At 38.1% G+C, this 21785-nt stretch carries 12 protein-coding genes; 6 read left to right on the top strand and 6 right to left on the bottom strand.

Annotated features, from left to right (window positions below; genetic code table 11):
- Positions 1-6 precede the first annotated feature (6 nt).
- Genes nqrE through G530_RS0115430 form a run of 5 tightly spaced genes read right to left on the bottom strand, consistent with a single transcriptional unit; the run spans position 7 to position 4680 of the window.
- Positions 7-621, bottom strand: a complete 615-nt coding sequence (gene nqrE / locus G530_RS0115450; RefSeq protein WP_026935388.1) for an NADH:ubiquinone reductase (Na(+)-transporting) subunit E — start codon at positions 619-621, stop codon at positions 7-9.
- A gap of 27 nt (positions 622-648) precedes the next feature.
- Positions 649-1395 carry an NADH:ubiquinone reductase (Na(+)-transporting) subunit D gene (locus G530_RS0115445; RefSeq protein WP_026935387.1) on the bottom strand — a complete coding sequence of 249 codons (747 nt, stop codon included), beginning with the start codon at positions 1393-1395 and terminating at the stop codon, positions 649-651.
- Between the two features lie 2 nt (positions 1396-1397).
- A complete protein-coding gene (locus G530_RS0115440) occupies positions 1398-2141 on the bottom strand; it encodes a Na(+)-translocating NADH-quinone reductase subunit C (RefSeq protein ID WP_026935386.1) in 744 nt (247 codons plus the stop codon).
- Between the two features lie 2 nt (positions 2142-2143).
- A complete protein-coding gene (locus tag G530_RS0115435) occupies positions 2144-3322 on the bottom strand; it encodes an NADH:ubiquinone reductase (Na(+)-transporting) subunit B (protein WP_026935385.1) in 1179 nt (392 codons plus the stop codon).
- A gap of 14 nt (positions 3323-3336) precedes the next feature.
- The gene (locus G530_RS0115430) at positions 3337-4680 is read right to left on the bottom strand and encodes a Na(+)-translocating NADH-quinone reductase subunit A (protein WP_026935384.1); all 1344 of its coding nucleotides are present in this window, start codon (positions 4678-4680) and stop codon (positions 3337-3339) included.
- A 160-nt stretch (positions 4681-4840) separates the two neighbouring features.
- Between G530_RS0115430 and G530_RS0115425 the strand changes: the two genes are divergently transcribed.
- Genes G530_RS0115425 through apaG form a run of 3 tightly spaced genes read left to right on the top strand, consistent with a single transcriptional unit; the run spans position 4841 to position 7613 of the window.
- Positions 4841-6094, top strand: a complete 1254-nt coding sequence (locus tag G530_RS0115425; protein ID WP_026935383.1) for a type IX secretion system plug protein — start codon at positions 4841-4843, stop codon at positions 6092-6094.
- A 12-nt stretch (positions 6095-6106) separates the two neighbouring features.
- A complete protein-coding gene (locus G530_RS0115420) occupies positions 6107-7225 on the top strand; it encodes a DUF3667 domain-containing protein (RefSeq protein WP_026935382.1) in 1119 nt (372 codons plus the stop codon).
- 1 nt (position 7226) lies between these two features.
- Complete coding sequence (apaG, locus tag G530_RS0115415) at positions 7227-7613, top strand: Co2+/Mg2+ efflux protein ApaG (RefSeq protein WP_026935381.1); 387 nt, start codon at positions 7227-7229, stop codon at positions 7611-7613.
- Here the strand turns inward: apaG and G530_RS0115410 are convergent.
- Complete coding sequence (locus tag G530_RS0115410) at positions 7598-8317, bottom strand: NRDE family protein (protein WP_026935380.1); 720 nt, start codon at positions 8315-8317, stop codon at positions 7598-7600. The genes apaG and G530_RS0115410 overlap by 16 nt on opposite strands.
- Before the next feature lie 139 nt (positions 8318-8456).
- Between G530_RS0115410 and pruA the strand changes: the two genes are divergently transcribed.
- The 3 genes from pruA to G530_RS17105 form a co-directional block, all read left to right on the top strand.
- A complete protein-coding gene (pruA, locus tag G530_RS0115405) occupies positions 8457-10100 on the top strand; it encodes an L-glutamate gamma-semialdehyde dehydrogenase (RefSeq protein WP_026935379.1) in 1644 nt (547 codons plus the stop codon).
- A 290-nt stretch (positions 10101-10390) separates the two neighbouring features.
- Positions 10391-20875 carry an Ig-like domain-containing protein gene (locus G530_RS17110; RefSeq protein WP_035716629.1) on the top strand — a complete coding sequence of 3495 codons (10485 nt, stop codon included), beginning with the start codon at positions 10391-10393 and terminating at the stop codon, positions 20873-20875.
- A gap of 202 nt (positions 20876-21077) precedes the next feature.
- Positions 21078-21785 (top strand): SprB repeat-containing protein (locus G530_RS17105; RefSeq protein ID WP_205619203.1); only part of this gene is annotated, 708 nt, incomplete at its 3' end.

Here is a 21785-nt window from a genome sequence, read left to right as displayed (position 1 = left end):
TTTCGATTATAATTTAATTCCCATGAAACTCATAAATCCAAGTGCCATTAAGCCGGTAATGATAAAAGTAATACCAAGACCTTTTAATGGTGCAGGAACATTTGAGTATGCAATTTTTTCTCTGATGGCTGCAATTGCTAGAATTGCCAAGAACCATCCAATTCCACTACCTAAACCATAGGTAACCGCTTCAGAAATTCCTCCAAAATCTTTTTGCTGCATAAATAGCGAACCACCAAGGATCGCACAGTTTACCGCAATAAGAGGAAGGAAAATACCTAAAGCACCATAAAGTGCAGGAGCGAATTTTTCAACGATCATCTCTACCAGCTGAACCATAGAAGCGATTACCGCGATGAACATGATGAAACTTAGAAAACTAAGATCCACATCTGCATATTCAGCACCTAACCAGCTAAGAGCCCCAGGCTTTAAAAGATAATTGTCCAGTAAAAAGTTAATTGGTACAGTTACAAGCAATACGAATATTACCGCAGCACCTAAACCAACAGCTGTCTTTACAGTTTTTGATACCGCCAGGTAGGAACACATTCCCAGGAAATAGGCGAATATCATATTTTCAATGAAAATACTTCTTACAAATAGATTAACTAATTCCATTTTTTATACTTTTTTGCTGTTCAGCTATTAGTTTGCTTCGATTAGTTTACGGTTTCTTGCACGTTGTATCCAGATAATGACACCTACTACAATAAGAGCCATTGGAGATAGCAACATTAAACCGTTATTTTCATATCCCAGTGAATAAAGACCGGTAGATTCAGCAATTGTAGCTCCTTTATGTCCAAGAACTTCAAATCCGAATAATTTTCCTGAACCTAAAAGCTCTCTGAAAAATGCTACGATTATAAGGATCAAACCGTATCCCGCAGCATTACCAATACCATCAAGGAAAGATTTATAAACACCGTTACCAAGAGCAAAGGCTTCCAGACGTCCCATTACAATACAGTTAGTAATAATAAGACCAATGAAAACCGAAAGCTGTTTACTTACATCATAAGCATAAGCCTTCAAAATCTGATCTACAAGAATTACCAGGGATGCAACCACTACAAGCTGAACAATAATCCTGATCCTACTTGGAATAAGGTTACGCAGCATAGAAATGATCATGTTACTAAAAGCCATAACCGCCATAACCGCAATTGCCATTACTACTGCAGGTTCTAATTGAACCGTAATTGCCAGTGCCGAACAGATACCTAATACCTGTACCGTAATCGGGTTATTATCGTCTAAAGGATCTGATAATAATTTTCTATTCCCTTTGGATAGAAAATGCTCTTTTTCTTCAGAATCTGAAAGAAAAAGGATCATCTCCTGCTTCTTCTCTTCCTCTTTAGCAGAGTTAAATTGTGTGTCTTTAGCCATAATTATTTTATTGCTACTTTAATATCCTTTTGCTTTTCGAAATAAGGCAAATAACGCTTAAGTCTTTCAGAGATCATATCTGAAACACCATCTCCGGTAATTGTCGCTCCGGAAATCGCGTCTACTTTATTATCATCCTTATCTGAAGCATCTATATTTCCTTTTACAACAGAAACACCAACAAGGTTTCCGCTACCGTCAAATATCTTCTCTTCTTCAAAAGCCTCTTTGAACCACTGCTTTGTGATTTCAGCACCAAGTCCCGGAGTTTCTCCAAGGTGATCGAAAGTTGCTCCTTTAATAGTATTTATATCGTCTTTAATCGAGATATAACCGAAAATCGCATTCCATAGACCGTTACCTCTTAATGGTACGATATAGAATTTCTTTCCTTCAACTTCAGCGATATATAATGGAAATACCTGCTCATTTACATCCTTCTTAAGCTCTTTTGCTAAATCTACTTTAAAGGCATCTACAGATTCGTCTACCTGACCATTCTCATCTAAAGCAAGCTCTTCAATTATATATTGGTTGTAAAGCTTTTCAGCACCAGGTCTGTCGGTTTCAATTCCAACAGTAGCAAGAATATTCTGCATTTTTTCCTGACGTACGTTTTCCTTCTGAGTTGGCTGAAGTGATGTCGCAGTAAAAGCAAGTACTGCAGCAACTACAACCACCATGATAATGGCGAACATAAAAGTATAGCCATTACTATTTGTTTTATTTACTGATTTCTCTTCCATAACTATGCTGTTTCTACTTGAGGATTAGCACTCTTAAGTCTCTTCTTCCTTCTATTGATATTGGCCTGAATCACGTAGTGATCTATTGTTGGCGCAAAAACATTCATTAAAAGAATTCCAAGCATTACACCTTCAGGATAGGCCGGGTTAAATACACGAATCATTACTGAAAGGAATCCTATCAAAAATCCGTAGATCCATTTACCCTTCATAGTTTGTGCTGCAGAAACCGGATCTGTAGCCATAAAGACTATACCGAATGCAAGTCCACCTACTATAAGGTGTAAATACCATGGGAAATTTGTAAGGGCATTTCCTTCTATTCCTAATGAAGGAAGGGCGTTAAAAATAAGTCCCATAACTGCCGCACCAATAAAGGCACTTAGAATAATTCTCCAGCTACCAACCTTGGTTAGTACCAGAAGTAAAGCTCCTGCCAGAATACATATTACTGAAGTCTCGGCGATCGAACCTGGGATCACACCTGAAAACATATTCATTGCAGAATATGATACATCAGATCCTGAAGCTAGAGTACCTAATATAGTTTCTCCTGAAACTGCATCCACTTCATACGCATTACTTACCCAAACGGTGTTACCCGACATGAATGTTGGATATGCGAAGAATGCAAAAGCACGGGCAGTAAGCGCAGGATTTAAAATGTTCATTCCGGTTCCACCGAAAGCTTCTTTACCAATAAGCACTGCAAATACTACAGATAATGCTACCATCCATAATGGGATATCGATAGGCATGATCATAGGTATAAGCAATCCTGTTACAAGGTAACCTTCGTTCACTTCGTGACCTCTAAAAATGGCGAAAGCGAATTCAATACCAAGACCTACCCCATAGGATACAGCGACCATTGGTAAAATTTTCATTGCACCATGAAGAAAAGCATCTAACGTAGTAAATGACTCTCCTAACTGAGAATAATACTGGTATCCTCCATTCCACATTCCGAAGATAAGCGCCGGAACTAGAGCAAGAACAACGGTGATCATTGTTCTCTTAAGGTCTACTGCATCACGAATGTGTGCACCTTTTTTGGTTGTATGATTGGGAGTAAAAAGGAAAGTATCCAACGCGTTGATCGCTGGGGCATACTTTTCTAATTTCTGACCTTTATTAAAAGGCTCCCTGATTTTATCTAATCTTTGTCTAATCCATTCCATAGTTCTACAGCTTTTTAACCTACTTCAGTGATCATTAAATCCAGACCTAACCTAATTACTTCCTGAATTTCAATTTTAGAAGTATTTACGTATTCAACTAGTGCGAAATCTTCAGGAGCTACTTCATAGATCCCAAGATTTTCCATTTTTTCGATATCTCCAGCCATACAAGCTTTAATAAGCTGCATAGGATAAATATCCATAGGAAGCACTTCTTCCATTTCTCCAGTTACCACTAATGCACGCTCTTCACCATTTAAATTGGTAGTAGGTGCGAATTTCCTTTTAGGGAATAACCAGGATAGGGAAGTTTTTGAATTAGAGTGAATATTGTTATAAGTAAAAGGTAACCATCCAAAAATTCTGTAATTATTACCTTCAGGGATCAAAGTAACCTCATTATCAAGGAAACCAACATATTGGTTATTGGATAATTGAGTACCTGTTAATACGTCACCAGAAATAATACGAACATTATCTGAAGCCTGACCTATAAGGTCTGCAACATTAGCACCAATGATTCCTTGATAGTATTTTCTATCACTTGCCTCACTACCTGTTACAGCTATAGTTCTTTCTGCTCTGTATTCCCCGGTTAAGAATAGATTACCAATAATAGCAACATCTTCTACTCCAACCGTCCATACTCTTTCACCTCTATTAATAGGATCCAGTTTATGAATTTGAACACCTACATTTCCTGCAGGATGAGCTCCACTCACGTGATGTAATTCAACGCCCTGAATATTCTTAAGATATTCAGCTGAACTATCATCTACAGATAAATGAACCTTTCCAGGAGTTAATTTTCTAAGGGCATTAATCCCTTCCTGAAATGCATCGACCTTATCTTTAATGATAAAACCTTTATCTGCTGCAAGAGGTGCTGTAGAAACCGCTGAAATAAAAATAGCTTTTGGAGTGTCCTTTGGATCAGCAACGATATCGTAAGGTCGCTGAATGATAAAAGCACCACAACCGCTTTCAAGAATTCTCTCTTTTACATCTACAGCTTCGGCTTTTGAAGCGTCTAACTTACCAAAATCACGGTAAGCATCTTCAGCATCTGCCTCAATGATGATTTCAAGGATCTTTCTTTTATCTCCTCTTTTAATTTCTTTAAGCACACCGCTTACAGGTGTAGTAAAGCGAATTTGATCTGTATATTTTGAATAGAATATTTCATCACCGGCAAGAAGTTTTGCTCCTTCTTTAACAACCATTTTAGGTACTACAGTGTGAAAATCTGGCGGTTTGATCGCATAGGTTTTTGATCTTGGAGCTTTAACAAGCTCTTTTTCCGCCTCCCCTTCTAATCGCAGAGATAATCCTCTTTTAATTCGAATGTCTTTTGACATAGGATGGAGTGTATGTTAAAATTTTTAGTTTAAAGTCGTGCAAATTTATGAATTTTCACTCCATTTATCCCAAGAATTATTAGAATTTTACTTTGGTCAACTGTTAAATTAAATTGATGGAAAATGCTTATTTCTGTTAACTTTGTTTTATATAAATTTTATGAGAGCTTTTCTTTTATTTTTATTTATCACAGGATTCACCCTCTCAGGATGGTGCCAATCTGCTATTGAAACCCCTGCACCACCTTTTATAAGAACGATTGTTTTCCAGGGAAGTTCACCAGAAAATCAAGGGAATCCCATTGTTAGATTAGGCAGTAGATTAAGCCTTAGTTTTGATGATATTATAGGAGATGAAGCCGACTACTACTATACCATCGAACATTTTAACTTCGACTGGAGTCCCAGCCAGCTTAGTAAGAATGAATATCTCGAAGGATTTGATAATGTAAGGATCATGGATTTCACAAATTCTCTGAACTCCTTACAACCTTATACACATTACGAATTAACCATCCCTAATAGGAATGTAATGGGAATAAAGGTTTCAGGAAATTATCTTTTAAGCGTTTATAATAGCAACCGTGAGCTTGTATTCTCCAGGAAATTCATGGTGTATGAACCGCTTGCACAGGTTACTGCCGAGGTTAAAAGATCAAGAGACCTTAATTTTATTGATGAAAAGCAGGTGGTAAACTTCAGTATTGATTCTCCTGATCTCCTATTGAAGAATCCTGAACAAAATGTAAAAGTTAGCCTCGTACAGAATAATAATTTTAAACTGGCTGTACACGATCTTAAACCACAGTACACTATTGCCAATGAGCTAATTTACAGGTATGATACAGAATCCTCATTTTGGGGAGGCAATGAATTTCTTCAGTTTGACAATAAGGAAATTAGAGTAACAACTTCAGACATTTCCTCTGTAGAACTTAGTGACCTTTACCATCATTATTTATTCCTGGATTTCACTAGAAAAAATGAACCCTATACCTACAATCCAGATATTAACGGAAGTTTTGTAGTTAGAAATATACAGGCTCAAAATTCAGATATTGAAGCAGATTATGTCTGGATACATTTCCGCCTGAAAAATTATGATATAGTTGAAAATGCTGAAATTCATCTTTACGGAGGATTCAATAATTTTGAACTAGATAAGAGTACATTGATGACCTATAATGAAGAAACCGGTTACTATGAAGGCGCCAGGTTATTTAAACAGGGTTATTATAATTATAAATATGTACTTTTAAACAGCGACGGCAGTCTGGATGACGGATTTATAAGTGGAAATTTTGATGAAACTGAAAATCTCTACAGCATCCTTGTATATTATCGTACGCCCGGAGCTCGATATGATCGTATGATTGGTGTTGGATATACAAACTCTGAGATTATTCGAAACTAATATTTTTTCCTGATGCTGGAAAAAAACAATAAAAGAGATATATCATACAATTATCGGGGTGAAACCTGTTTAAATTGCGAGCTTCCACTCGAAAAAAGCGACCATTTCTGTCCTAATTGCGGTCAAAAGAACAGCACTAAAAAACTAAATTTTAGCGATTTCTTTATTCAATTATTTTCCGGTCTTTTCAATTACGACTCCAGGTTTCAAAGAACCGTAAGGGTCATGTTATTTAGTCCTGGTAAAATTTCTAAGGATTACGTTAACGGAAAAAGGATACGTTATGCCAATCCATTCCAATTCTATTTAAGCGCCTCGATCATCTTCTTCCTGGTTGCTGGATTATCTGATAATTTTGAAGGAATCAACTTTGAAAATCAGAATAAAGCCATAGATGATGGGATTACCAAAATTCAACAGGACAGCTTAATGCAGGCTCAATTAAAAGAAATTTCAGCATTAAAAAATAATAATATTGAGGTTGATTCAATAATTAATAACGTTGCTAAATCCAGGAAAAGCAACGATAAATCTTACCAGGATATTTATGTGCCTCAGGAAAAGCTGGACACAATGAATAACCTCAACAGAATTGGAACAAAACTTCAAATATTTCATAAATACTTTAAAGAGACCCGGATTACTTCAGAAGAAGAAGCGTTGAAAGAGCTGGAATATGATGAAACAGGCTGGAATAAATTCCTGTATCAAAGAGCCATGAGATTTGATCTTTTCTATACCAATCCCAAGCTTTTTGCTGATTATCTCATAAATAAATTACCGTTCATTATATTTTTCTATTTACCGGTATTTGCTTTATTTATCTGGCTTCTATATATAAGGAGACCGTTTAATTATATGGAGCACCTGATTTTTGCCTTCCACGTGCAAACCACTCTTTTCGTCCTATACATCATAGGTTTTTCTATTGATCATATACTTAAATCTGATGTTGGTTTTTTCCTGGCCAACGGAATATTCATTTTCTACCTGTATAAGTCGATGAGGAATTTTTATGGTCAGGGACGTGTTAAAACGATTTTAAAGTTCATATTACTCAACATAATATTTTTTACATTAGCTACAATAGCATCAATTATCGCGGTAATTGTTTCATTTTCAATTTTCTAAAATGACCCAGCAGGTTACAAAAGGCATAAAAATTTCAGTTGAAACTCATTTCGAGGGAATGTTCTACAAGAACTATAAGATGCACTATGCCTTTGGATACAGGATTACTATTGAAAATCAAAGCAATGACTCTGTTCAGCTAAAATCACGCTTCTGGGAAATAAAAGATGTACTTAACCAAACCGAAACCGTTTCAGGTGAAGGTGTGATCGGGAAACAACCGGTTTTAAAGCCTGGTGAAATTTACACCTATCAAAGTGGATGCCTTTTAACCGGTCCATTTGGAGCAATGAAAGGTCATTATAATATGGTCAATTTCACAACCCAGAAGAAATTCAATGTTAATATTCCATCTTTTAAACTTAGTGCGACTTACGCTTTAAATTGAAAATATTCCTCAGTATATTCTTTAGTTCTCAAATTCTCATAGCTAAACCTCAGCTCATTGGTTGAATTTTGAACCTGGCTTATACTTTGGGTTTTCAAAAACCCCCGATCTATGATTAGATCAAATTCCTTACTTCCTTCACCGGCATTATGATGAAAATCAAGAAGAGTCTCAGAAGAAAAACCTTTTGACTGTTTCAAATCTTTAAACCACTTTTTTCTAAATCCTTTCATCTCTTCACTATATAAAGGAGAGGAAGACCAGATATGTTCCTTTAAAGGCAATTTTGAAACCTTTCGGTTTTCACCGTCCCAAAGAAGTTCGTAGAATATCAAGCCATTGTGCCAGTCTACAATGATCATGGTAAAAGGCTCTATATCCTGAAAATCATATTCCTTAAACATCTTTTTCAATTCCTTTTTGCTCAAAAAATCCTTAACAACTACTCCTCTGCTCTTTCTATATTCCGACCTTCGAACATGAGGTTTTTCAGCACCATTCATCAAGCAGATACATCTAAGATGTTCACTGATTCCAATCCAGGTTCCACCGGCTTCTTCATCTTTCGGAAAAAATAATCTGGCGTCTTTATAAACTTCTTTTTGTGGAGGCAGGGTTTTTCTACTTACTGCTTCATCCCGGTTCGAGGTAAGTATAAAACCGGTCAATGAATCTGGATGTGGCACTAAAGTAATGGTACACATGGGTGAATTTCAAAATTTTAAGGAAAATTACAAAAAAAGTTAAGCTTTCGTGAAGGGTAGTTTCTTCTTCTTCAATACCGCTTTATTTTTTTACCTTTATCGCTATTAAATTACAATCGAAAAAACAAAAATAATATTTATGGGAAAAGGATTTTTTCACGTTCCTGTAGCAGTTAACGAGGAAGTTAAAAGTTACGCACCAGGAACCCCAGAAAGAGAGGAAGTTTTACTTACTTACAAGGATCTATGGAATGCCAATACCGAGGTTCCACTTTATATCGGGTCTGAAGAAGTAAAAACCGGAGATACTAAAACAATAAATCCTCCACACGACCACAAACATGTTGTGGGGACCTATCATATTGCTAAGAAAGAGCATGTTGAAAAAGCAATCTCAGAAGCTTTAGAGGCTAGAAAAAAATGGTCTAAATTAGAATGGGAACAACGCGCCGCTATTTTTCTTAAAGCAGCCGATCTTATCGCCGGACCTTATAGACAAAAAATGAATGCCGCAACTATGATTGGGCAGTCAAAAAATATTTACCAGGCTGAAATTGATGCTGCTGCAGAGATCTGCGATTTCCTTCGATTTAATGTCGAATACATGTCAGATCTATACAATGAACAACCAATATCCTCAGATGGGGTTTGGAACCGTGTAGAGTACAGACCTCTTGAAGGTTTTGTTTATGCAATTACTCCATTTAACTTTACTGCTATTGCAGGGAATCTACCTTCAAGTGCAGCTCTAATGGGAAATGTTGCTGTTTGGAAACCAAGTGATAGTCAAATGCTATCTGCACAGGTGATCATGGAGGTGTTTAAAGAAGCTGGTCTTCCAGCCGGAGTGATCAATATGGTAAATGGTGATCCAGAAATGGTTACTGATACCGCTCTGGCAAGTCCAGATTTTGCAGGAATTCATTTTACAGGTAGCACTGATGTTTTCAAAGGTATCTGGGAGAAAATTGGTAAAAACATTCACAATTACAAAACTTACCCAAGAATCGTTGGTGAAACCGGAGGAAAGGATTTTATCCTGGCTCACCCAACGGCTAAGGCAAAACATGTCGCTACCGCAATTTCTAGAGGTGCTTTTGAATATCAAGGGCAAAAATGTAGTGCTGCCTCACGTGTTTACCTACCTAAGAGTCTCTGGCCAGAGATCAAGGATTTTGTAGTTGAAGATGTTGAGTCATTCAAAATGGGATCTCCAGAAGATATGACCAACTTCATCAATGCGGTTATTCATGAAGGCGCTTTTGATAAACTGGCTAGTTATATAGACAAAGCCAAGAAAGATAAAAATGCTGAAATCGTAGTAGGTGGAAATTATGATAAGACTAAGGGTTATTTTATTGAACCTACCGTTATTCTTACTACAGATCCTCATTACACTACTATGGAAACTGAACTCTTTGGACCTGTAGTTACTATCTATGTATATGACGATGATAACTTCAATGAAGAAAAATGGGCAGATATCTGCGAAACGGTAGATAATACAAGTATTTATGCGCTTACCGGGGCAATTATATCCGGAGACCGTTATGCTGCAGCTCAAGCTACAGATTTACTTCAGAATGCAGCTGGTAACTTCTATATAAACGACAAACCAACTGGTGCAGTCGTAGGCCAACAACCATTTGGAGGAGCCAGATCAAGCGGTACTAATGATAAAGCTGGATCTAAAATGAATCTAATGAGATGGATCTCAGTAAGATTGATCAAAGAAACATTTGTGCCGGCAACAGATTACAGATATCCATTTTTAGGAGAATAATCTAAATAGTCATACGATTATTTAAAGCCATCTTTCGAGATGGCTTTTTTTATGAAATACTGACACCCAATTATTTAAAAAACCAGGCTAAAATTTGTGTAAGTTTTATCGACTATAAACGTTTTTTAGCGAAAAATTAGCATTTTTAAAGTTTTTTCCTTTAAATTTATTAACTATTTCACTTGCATTCAGTTACTTGTGGTATAGTTTTATTACCCCGGCCCCACATTTGCATTACCCCGATTTATTTACCCTACACGCTGTATTACTGTTTTTAAACCTTAACAACTATGGGGAAAAAATTACTATTGAAGGTATTTGCATTTTGTGTTCTTTTTTTTATTCCACTTATTGGATATACACAGTGCACCCCTTCTGTCATTAATATCACCAATAATTCGGAAAGTTCTATTTGCGAAGAAGAAAGCATTAGTTTCAGCTCAACTGTGACTCCTTCTAACCCATCTGTGGCTTATACTTATCAATGGCAAGTTCAGCTGAATGGTGGGACTTGGACCGATATTTCTGGGGCAACGAGTTCTAGCTTATCTAATTATGATGCGCCCATTGGTAATAATAAATTCAAGTTAGTAGTAGGATACTGTGGAGGTACATCAGAATCTGGAGTAACTGAAAGTCCAGCATCTTCAACAATTATCGTTTATGAAAACAAAACCGGAACGGTTTCTATTTCAGCTAATAAGACCAATGTTTGTCCCAATGAGCAACTAAACTTTACCTCATCTCCCACCAATCATGGAGGATCAGGTGCCACTTACGAATGGAGATTGCTTAACAATAATAGCATCTTAAGTAATTCAGCTACTTTCTCCTCTACTTCGATCCCTGATGGCGGGCAGGTTAAACTTTTTATGACCTCTTCCGTTCCCTGTGTAGATCCATTTGAGAGCAACACCATTACGATAACCCATAAAAATGCTGCGCCGGCTACTCCTTCCGCTATTATCGTAGTTGATGATCCAGGCACTTTTTGTCCAAATAGTAATTATACCTTTCAGGTGACTTCAGATCCTTCGGCAACTGAATATATCTGGTCTTTACCAAACGGATGGTCAGGAACAAGCTATTCAAATTCTATAAATATTACTACAGGCTCTGTTGCCAGCGGAACTATTTCTGTCCAGGCAAAGAACAGTTGTGGAACAAGTACTGCTAGTACGTTAAATGTAGATGTAGGCCCCGGCAAACCTGCAATCCCTGATCCAATTTCAGATCCCGGGCTTATCTGTCCTGGTGATGACGTTAGCCTTTCTATCCCCGCTGTCACAGGAGCTACCAGCTACACCTGGACTGTTCCAGGAGTTTTTACAGGATCCAGCACTACAAATTCTGTAACAATCAGCGGATTTTCAGCAGGCGAAAGCGGATCAATTTCCGTAGTAGCCAATAATGAATGTTCAAGCAGTGATCCAAGAAGCATTTCTCTAACTGTAAATGACCCCATACCTCCTACTCCCGGAACTATTACTGGGAATACGGTGGTGTGCCCGGTTAGTGATGCCGAATATTCGGTGACCGCAGTACAATATGCCGATACTTATTCCTGGTATCTGGATGGAAATCTTATTAGTGGTCAAAATAGCAGAACTGTAACGATAAATCTTGGAACAAATAACACAGGATCTGATGTAACAAAAGTAGTGAGTGTTATCGCAACGAATGAATGTGGTGACAGTTCTTCGGCACAAACTCTTAATGTAACAGTTGATAATGGAACTCCAGATAATATTTCCATAGCTTCCAATCCCAATCAAACTGCTTTTTGTGAAGGAGCAAATGGAATTATCTTTAGCGTTCCTGCCGATACAAAAGTGGATACATATAATTGGTCTGTTCCCACGGGATGGTCCATCATCTCGGGCCAGAATACCTCACAAATCAATGTTACGGCCGGAAATTTTGGTCAGGATGGTAATATTTCAGTGTCTGCCTCCAGTGAAGACGGATGTGGAAGTAAGAATACTTCGTTTGCCGTTACAGTTAAGAATCCAGTTCCCACTATTAGTGGTAATATTACGGGGCAGAATGCAGTTTGTGCGAATTCCACCAATCTCATGTATGAGGTACCGGCTGCACAGTATGCGACAAGTTATACATGGACCTTGCCGAATGGATGGACAACAGTGAGCGGGGGATCCACCAATTCTATCAGCGTTAATGCAGCCGCTATAACGGGTACCGGTACAATTAGCGTAGTGGCTAATAATGAATGTGGCAGCAGCACTCCTAAAACTTTAAGCGTTACATCTACCAATTCAGCACCAGCCACCCCAGGAACAATCACTTCAACTGATAATAGTTTCAATAACAATCCAAACGTTTGCCCCCCTGTAAATGGAATACAATTCACAGTTCCTGCAGTTACCGGTGCTACAACTTATGAATGGCAAATGCCAACGGGATGGTCAATCACAGACGGACAAGGTACAAGAACAGTTACCATTAATTTCAGTGCATCCCAGAATTACAACAACTCAGAAAATTTAAGGGTGCGAGCTGGAAATGGTTGTTACTGGAGTGGATGGTCTAGTCCATATGCAATAAATATTGATGATTATATTTTAACCGATCTCGGCCCTGATATAACACTTTGTAAAACTGCAACTGGCTCTCAAACTATTAGCGCACAAATTGTATTTGGAAGTTCCAAATTCAAAGCAAGTGATATCACTTTAATAAATAGCACAGACAATTCTAGCCGGGGATTTAGCTCTCTTGGAAATGGAAATATTAATAGCCCTTTCAATATAACGTTCACACCAAACCAGGCTGATAAAGATAATGGGCAGGTAACCCTCAGCATGACAGCTCCGAAACCAAGAGGAAATTCTTCCTGTGGTACGGGACAGGATTCGATGACAATATTTTTCCGGGATACTCCCACCGCCAGTATTTCCGGGACTACAGAAATATGTTCCGGCACTGCTACCAATATTACATTTAACGGAACGGCTAATGCCATTGTTACTTATAAAGTTAATAACGGCGCGAATCAGACTGCTACTCTTAATAATAGTGGAACGACTACTGTTAATACCGGAAATTTAACTTCTACAGCCACTTATTCTTTGGTAAGTGCGGCTTATGCCGATAACCCGACATGTTCTCAAAATGTTAGCGGTTCGGCTGTTGTAACAGTGAATCCTAATCCAACTGCTTCAATTACTTATCCTGCAACATCATTCTGTAATTCTGACAGCTCTACATATACTGTTAATCTCAGTGGAACAGCGACTTATACTGGTGGCAGCTATTCAGACAACGGACTAGGTGTAGCTTCAAACGGTAGTTTCTCTCCTTCGGGTTTGGATGCCGGAGAATATACTGTGACCTACAATATTCCGGATCCGCTAAATTGTGGATTTAATTCTACTTCTGTGACTACTACGGTAACTATTTATGATGCAGTACTCCTTACTTCCCAGCCATCTGCTTCACGGGTGTGCGAAGGTGATAATACCAGCTTTAGTGTATCGGCTACCGGGGATGAACTATCCTATCAATGGTTTAAAGGAAGCGTGGGATCTGGGACTGTAGTTTCCGGTGCTACTTCGAATGTTTTAAATCTCTCAGCGGTTGATGTTGCCGATGCGGGGGAATATTATGTGGAAGTGAGTGGGAATAGTATATGCTCAACTGTTAGTTCTTCTGAAGTTTCATTGACGGTTGATGACCCTATTGCTATTACAGGACCAGATGCTTCGGAATCCTGTATAGGCAGCGATGCTTCTTTTTCTGTAACGGTAACACCAAATGGCGAAACTTTTGACTATACCTGGAGAAAGGATGGTACGCCGATTAGTGGGGCTGCCAACTCCCCTACTCTGTCTTTAACAGGATTAAGTCTTTCCGATGCCGGGGATTATGATGTGGTGGTGAGCGGCACAAATGGATATACTTGTTCTTCTGAAACTTCTACTATTGCAACATTATCAATTAATGAAATTCCAGATGCCGATATTTCTTATGATGAGCCGTTTTGTAATTCGGATACTACCATCTACGTCCCGTCTATAACCAATGGTGTGGGGGCTTACGAAGGCGGAACTTTCTCTTCTTCAACTGGATTAGATATCGATCCGGATTCCGGAGAAATAGATCCCTCTGCCAGTACACCTGGAGAATATACTATATCCTATACTATTGATGCAGTCGGGGGATGCAACGAGATAGTGATCAATGATATTGAGGTTACTATTACGTCAGCTCCTACCGCTTCTTTTGCCTTTACCGGTGATCAGATCAAATTCTGTAACGGGGATACTTCATCTTATATTCCTTCTCTAAGCGGAAGCGGTACTTATACAGGTGGTTCGTATTCCGCAACCGGGGGACTATCTATAAACTCTTCTACCGGTGAATTTTCACCAGATGGAACTGATGCAGGCGATTACACCATCATCTATACTATTCCTACATCTGAAGGTTGTCTTACCCAAGATGTGTCTCTAGATATTACAATATTCGACCAGGTTGAAATAACTTCTGAGCCATTTAGCGTTGCGGTTTGTTCAGCTAACAACACCCAACTTGAAGTAGCAGCTGCAGGACCTAATTTAAGTTATCAATGGCATAAAGACGGCAACCCGATTTCAGGGGCGACTTCTGCAATATATCAGATCAACTCAGCATCTATTGCAGAGGATGAGGGTGAATACTTTGTTGTTGTGAGCGGTGAAAATGCTTGTAATGATGTTACCTCTGAAACTGTAACTGTATCGGTAGACGAAAATATCGTGGTAACTACTCAACCTCAACCCCAGGAAGGTTGCGAAGGTGGAGAAATCAGTTTATCGGTAGTGGCAACAGCTTCAGGGGGTAATCCTAGTTATCAATGGAGAAAAGATGGAATCGACATAGGTGGAGCAACCTCTGCAACCTTGCTTATTGAGAATGCTCAACTTTCAGATACGGGGGAATACGATGTGGTTATAGATGGACCTGATGGGTATGCCTGTGATCTAGGATATTCTGAAAGTGTCACCGTAACCGTTAACGAAGCTCCGGTAGTTGAAGCAGGCAATCCTATTAACGCCTGCTCCACTGATGGAACTGTAGCTATAGGTGGCGATGCTTCCGCTTCAAATTACGCAGCTTTGGAATGGAGCACTTCCGGAACAGGAACTTTTGAAGACGCCAATGCTTTAAACACAAATTATATTCCCGGATCAGGCGAAACAGGTGAAGTAACCCTTACTTTGAATATTCAGGGAAAAACGGGTTGTTCTGAGGTATCAGACACTGTAATTGTGAATATAAGCAACCTACCGGTGATCAACACCTTCGAGTATTCTCAAACAGAATTCTGTGTCTCTATTAATACCCCGCAGCCTCCTAATCTAAATATTTCAAATGCTACTATTAGTGATGGCACATTTAATTATTCAGGGGATAACGGCAATATTCTGGACATTAATGTCACCAACGGAAACATAAACCCATCTGGGAGTGATCCTGGTGATTATACAATAACATTCGAAATCCCTTCAGATGAAATATGCGAAGCGGTTTCAACCACATTTGATGTTACTATCGGAGATCTGCCTGTAGCAGTTTTCAATTATATCGAATCAGCTATTTGTAAAGACACCCGAACAACCAATCCAACTTTAAAAGTAGATGATACAGCCCTACCACATACTGACGTTGATAATTTTAGCAGTACCACAGGACTCGTTTTCCTAAATTCAGAAACTGGAGAAATAGATATAGATGCTAGTAATGCCGGAAATTATATAATTACCAGAACCGTAGACTATTCAGGCGCAAATGAAGATGGTTGTAATCCTGTAACTGCAACATTTGAAATAGATATATATGACAAACCAATTCCAGATTTTGCTTATGGAAGTTCAGGAGAATATTGTGCTGATGAAAGCGATCCTTCGCCAACATTAATCACTAATGCGGTAATTGGAGAATTTAGCTTTACCAGTAATAATGGAGGCAATCTTTTAATTGATTCTAACACCGGAATTATCGATCTCGACGCCAGCGATCCAGGAACTTATACCGTGCGAAATACTGTTGATTATGATATAGATAGTTGCGAGGAAGTTTATTTCGATTCTGAAATCACGATTTTTGAAAAAAAGAATCCGGCATTTAGCTACACCCAGGATTCATATTGTGAGACAGAGAATATAGCTACGGTTACTCCTGGTTTTACTCCTGGAGGGACTTTTAGCAGCAATACCTTAAGCAGTGATCACCTAAATGAGACTACTGGAGAGATAATTTGGGATCATACTACCAATGATCTAACCGGAAGTCATATAATAACATATACGATACCTATTAATGGAACCTGTGAAGCTGAAAGCTATGAATTTACTATTATCATTGATGCTGTACCAGAAGGAGGAGAAGCACTTTGGGCAACAAATAATGATCGATTATTTCTTACCTGTGAGAACCCTGCTCCTGGCTATGCCAGCAGACTAAATCTTACTGGATATACCGGAAGTGTAATAGGTTGGGAATATCGTGGTGTTTCAGATAATTCCTGGCAATCCATTAATGGCACTACAGATTATCTTACCGCTCAAGAGATTGAAAGTGTGATCACGGACGAAACTACCGCTTTCAGGGCATTAATAGCTAATAATTCCTGTAATACCGGAATTTATTCAGAGCCAGCTATGGTTAGTGTAATCGAAGCTGATATTAAGCCAACTCCGGTAGAGGTTGATAAAGAAGTTATTTGTATTGGTGATGAGATTACATTAACCTCAGAAACCGGTTATAGTTCAGAAGGAGGAAATTTCGACGGCGGAGCTTTTGATAATGCAGGTATAAAAAATCACGGATGGAATTTCACAAATCCTAACGGAGGCTCCAATGATTTTGATTCTGCCGCAAATAATGGTCGGGCAGATCACTGGTTAAGAATGAACCCACATGGAAATAATCCGAATGCCAATGAAAAAGTGTATAATTCCAACATACCTTATAATGGCAGTGGAACTTTAATTAACTATAGGACGTGGAGTGGGAATGCAGGAAATAAAGGTTTTGCTCTCGTTACCGGCAATAATAGTTCTTATATGGAAACTCCAGTATTTTCATTAGGTGGGCTTGATGAAGCAATTTTAACCTGGGACCAGGCCTATAATTTAACAGATGGAGCTACGATAATAGTTGAAATTTCCACAGATGGAGGAGCAACATATCCTACGGCTATTAATGATCCTAATATAGAATTTACTGATGAGGATATTCTATATTATTTAGTTGGAGATGGAACTACAGGAACTGGAAGAAGCGGTAATTTTGAACATTTCGGGGAAGGATTAGAGGATATTAACCAAATGAACATCAACCTTGGTAGCTACCTTGGCCAGAGCAATCTAAGACTTCGTTTTACTTATATAGGAACCGTAGATGGAGATGTATGGGCAGTGGACAATATTGAAGTGCCGGAAGGTCCCCAGGATATTTTATTACAATGGTACTATGATGATGATCTTACCGATCCAGATAGTTATTTAGAACCTATAGGAGTTGTAAATCAATATACAGTAAACTTTATTCCTCGTAAAATTGGATGGAATGACTTTGAAGTACAGACAAGAATTATATTAGATAGCAACGGTGATGAATGTCAAAGTGTAGATAATTTTGAAACTATTCGAGTTTGGGCATTTGATAGATATACTACAACTGTTGAAGCGCAAGTAGGTGCCTGTGGAAGTTTGGATATTCAATTAAACGCCACAGTAACGGCAGAATATCAAGCTAAAACAATCACTGAATATCCAACTTTGGATGGTTATGAAGGTAGCTGGAGAGTTGAAGATTTAAATGGTCAAGAAATAACTACTGGATTTACTCTTACCAATCAGGACTCTTCAACTGGATTAGATCCTATTGAAGATCCTAATTCAATTTTCAGTGCTGAAAACTTAGGCGATTATAATTTCAAGTGGGTGTTGACTCCTACGGCTTTAGATGAGGATGGAATTCTATTAGACAACTCTGGTTGTCCACCTGTAGAAAACCCGAATAATGTCACACTAATAGATTGTACTACCCTCGATTTTGATGGTGATGATGATTATATTGATCTAGGAAATAATTACAACGGAAACTTTTTTATTGAAGCCTGGATTAGACCTTTTGATAGACCACTAGATGACGGTTCAGGAGATACAAATGCCTCTACGGGAGTTATTTTTAGTAGTTCAGGATTTGAAATAAGCATGGATAATCTTGGTTCGAAGGTTTCTAAAAACGGTAGATGGTATCACATAGCGGTTTCTAACAGCGGTAGTCTTTGGGTAGATGGTATTCCTTCTGGAAATATATCAGTAAACGGTTCTGGAATTAATAATACCAGCATTGGAGCAAGATACAATGCTAATACCAAAACAACTTCAAATCATTTTTCAGGTTGGATCGATGAATTAAGAATTTGGAACGGAAATTCTGCTCCAGAGCTTAAGGAATTGAGGTTTATGATGAATCAGCGTATAAAGCTGAATGATGCAGCAACTGCAGGAACACTAATAGAAGGAGAGGTAGTTCCAAACCTTGATAATGGAGATGGATATAGTAGTTATTATACTGACGGAGCTCATAATTTAGATCAGGATGGAGATAAGTTCTATAATCAAACCTGGGGTGATCTGGCCGGATATTATAGATTATATTCCGATAATCCTGATCCAGCTAATTTAGTGGAATGTGCAACATTTGACGATAATCTAAAACCTATAGCAGGTTATACCCCAGACCATTCGATCAGCAAGATTCCAGGAAGATTAGTAAATATCACTACAGACCAGGAAAACACCTCTCCTACTCCATATTGTTCAGGTGTAGACGGTACATGGGCAAATGCAAATACGTGGGCACGACCAGCAGTTTGGGATTTCCCGAATAGTGTTTACAACGGAACAGCAATTGATTGGAATATTGCCAGAGTAAATCATAATATTACCTCAGATTCCAAAGAGATAATTATGCTTGGTTTATTATCTGAAACTCCTGATGTATTATTGAGTATAAACGGTAATCACCCTATCAGATTAACCCACTATTTACTACTTGATGGAAATATGGATCTTGTTGATGACTCGCAGTTACTACAAGATCATGGAAGTATTTTAGACAATGCGAGTAGGGGTTGGGCAGAGATAGACCAGGAAGGAAGAATGAGTAGTTTTAATTATAATTACTGGACCAGTCCCTTCAGTACACAGAGAAATGACAATAATACGGGCTTTGAAGTCCGGGATATTTTAATGGATGGTTCAAATAAAAATAACCCAAAAGGAATTAATTTTCAGGATGGTTATTTTGTTGCAGATGGAGCTAAAACGAATCCAATAACTATAAGTAATTTCTGGATCTGGGATTTTAGAGGTGGAGATGCAGATATTTATGGAGACTGGTTGTATTTAGGATCAGATTATCCAGAGATTGTTGGTGCAGGATTTACCATGAAAGGAACCACAGGCTCTGCCAGCCTTGATGCCACTCAAAGATATGTTTTCAGAGGTAAGCCTAATAATGGTAATATACCTACCGGTGAATTGTATTTACAGAGCAATCAGAATTACCTTGTTGGTAACCCCTTCCCATCTGCTATTGATGCATACAAATTCTTAGAAGATAATATTACAAGTGGACCAAATGGTTCTGGTAGCAATGAGAGTAGCGAAAATGTTTTTAATGGTACTATTTATTTCTGGGATCATTTTGATGGTTACACGCATATATTAGAAGAATATATTGGTGGGTACGCCACTCTTACGAAAATAGGTAGTGCACCCGCTATATCAAATGATTGGAGAATTACTGGTGGTTCAAATAGTGTATTACCGCAAAGATATATTCCTGTTGCACAAGGCTTTTTCTTGAATAGTGCTCCCGTAGCTGGATTCACTTTTGGTGGAGATATTATTTTTAATAATACTCAGAGAATTTTTGAACCTTTAGGCAGTGAATCGATATTCTTACAGCAAGAAGATATCGGGAAAAAAGAAAAGAGCACTACTAATTCAAATTCGAGTAATGATACTCGAATGAAAATAAGGGTCAAATTTGAATCGCCAAAAGGTTATCACCGTCAGATTCTGGTAGCAAGTGATCCCAATACATCTAATGGCTTTGATATTGGATATGATGCACCACTTATAGAAAATAATGTGGAAGATATGTACTGGTGGTTTGGAGATCATGGTTTTGTGATCCAGGGTGTACCAGATTTTGAAAAAGAACAGGTTTTACCATTGGCTATTAAAACGAATGCCGGAGGTGAATTCAAAATAAAAATAGATGAGACTGAGAATTGGCCTTCTAGTAAAGAATTATATTTAAAAGATAGATTGTTGGATACCGTACATGACATCTTAAAGGAAGATTATGTTACAAAAACAGATAATGCAGGTGAAATTACAGATAGATTTGAATTAGTATTTTTCAAACAGCAAGACCAGAATCCAGATCCAATAATTCCAGATCCTGAAGATATAGTGGATCCTAACCCTGATGACCTTCCTTATATCGACAACCTGGTTGGAATTAGTTATAGCACCTTTAGTAAACAGATCAAAATTTCAAACTTCGATCTTGTCAACGTGGATAAGGTCATGGTCTTTGACATGGGAGGTAAATTGATCCAGGTATTTGACGAATTACCAACCATAGAAGAGATCCGTTTAGGAATGCAACCAGTACGTTCTGGAATTTATATTGTAAAAGTGATTGGCGAACAGGGTGTTACAGATAAAAAGATCATCATTAAATAAATACAAGAAATAAATCTTTTCGATGAAAGGTGTTATTTCACCGATTAAATGCATGTTATTTGATTGATTTTAAACTACTTACACAGAATTTTTCATTTTAAAATTAGGTGAGTATAAGAATTATATTCTACTTTTACGTTCGTAAAATTAGTCTAGTACCCCCATGCCTAAACCTACCTCTGGACCCCGAATCCAACATGTATTGACTTTATTACTTATTTTTCTTACGCTCTCCTTATGGACAGATGGGAATTTATTTGCGCAACAAATATCGATTAATGTCAATTCTGAAAATCCTACATGTTCCAATTCTTCTGATGGCTCCATAGACCTTAGCATTTCGGGAGGATCAGCTCCATATTCCTATTCCTGGGAGGGCCCTAATGCAAATACAATTACCACTCAAGATCTCAACAATTTGGTAGCCGGAAGTTATACAGTAACAGTTACAGATGATAATTCCCTAACCGCTAATAAAGCTATCTCTCTAAATTTTGTTGATAATTTGGATCCAGATGTACAGACACAAAATATTACTGTGTATTTAGACGCAGCTGGCAAAGTAACTATCTCCGAAGATGCTATCAATGATGGATCTACAGATGCCTGCGGGATTAATTCTTTTGATACAAACATTACTGAGTTTGATTGCTCCAATATAGGTTCAAATGTCGTAATCCTAACCGTAACAGACGTCAACGGCAATACTGATACTGCAACCGCAACAGTTACAGTTGAGGATTCAGAAAGTCCAACTGCCAATGCTCAAAATATATCAGTTGAACTCGATAGCAACGGGCAGGCTACCATAACAGCTGAAGAAATTAATGATGGTTCGACCGATAATTGCTCCATTAGCACTTTAAGTCTTAGTAAAACCGATTTTGTCTGTAATGATGTAGGCTCAAAT

This window comes from Christiangramia echinicola DSM 19838 (genome assembly GCF_000423065.1).
Classification (GTDB): domain Bacteria; phylum Bacteroidota; class Bacteroidia; order Flavobacteriales; family Flavobacteriaceae; genus Christiangramia; species Christiangramia echinicola.
Note: the sequence above shows the minus strand (reverse complement) of the source record. Positions and strands in the feature narration are given on the sequence as shown.

Coding starts and splice junctions, on each gene's coding strand:
- G530_RS0115410 (WP_026935380.1), bottom strand. CDS start 8,317: ATGTGTACCATTACTTTAGTGCCACATCCAGATTCATTGACCGGTTTT.
- G530_RS0115425 (WP_026935383.1), top strand. CDS start 4,841: ATGAGAGCTTTTCTTTTATTTTTATTTATCACAGGATTCACCCTCTCA.
- G530_RS17110 (WP_035716629.1), top strand. CDS start 10,391: ATGGGGAAAAAATTACTATTGAAGGTATTTGCATTTTGTGTTCTTTTT.
- G530_RS0115435 (WP_026935385.1), bottom strand. CDS start 3,322: ATGGAATGGATTAGACAAAGATTAGATAAAATCAGGGAGCCTTTTAAT.
- G530_RS0115445 (WP_026935387.1), bottom strand. CDS start 1,395: ATGGCTAAAGACACACAATTTAACTCTGCTAAAGAGGAAGAGAAGAAG.
- pruA (WP_026935379.1), top strand. CDS start 8,457: ATGGGAAAAGGATTTTTTCACGTTCCTGTAGCAGTTAACGAGGAAGTT.
- G530_RS0115420 (WP_026935382.1), top strand. CDS start 6,107: ATGCTGGAAAAAAACAATAAAAGAGATATATCATACAATTATCGGGGT.
- apaG (WP_026935381.1), top strand. CDS start 7,227: ATGACCCAGCAGGTTACAAAAGGCATAAAAATTTCAGTTGAAACTCAT.
- G530_RS0115430 (WP_026935384.1), bottom strand. CDS start 4,680: ATGTCAAAAGACATTCGAATTAAAAGAGGATTATCTCTGCGATTAGAA.
- nqrE (WP_026935388.1), bottom strand. CDS start 621: ATGGAATTAGTTAATCTATTTGTAAGAAGTATTTTCATTGAAAATATG.
- G530_RS0115440 (WP_026935386.1), bottom strand. CDS start 2,141: ATGGAAGAGAAATCAGTAAATAAAACAAATAGTAATGGCTATACTTTT.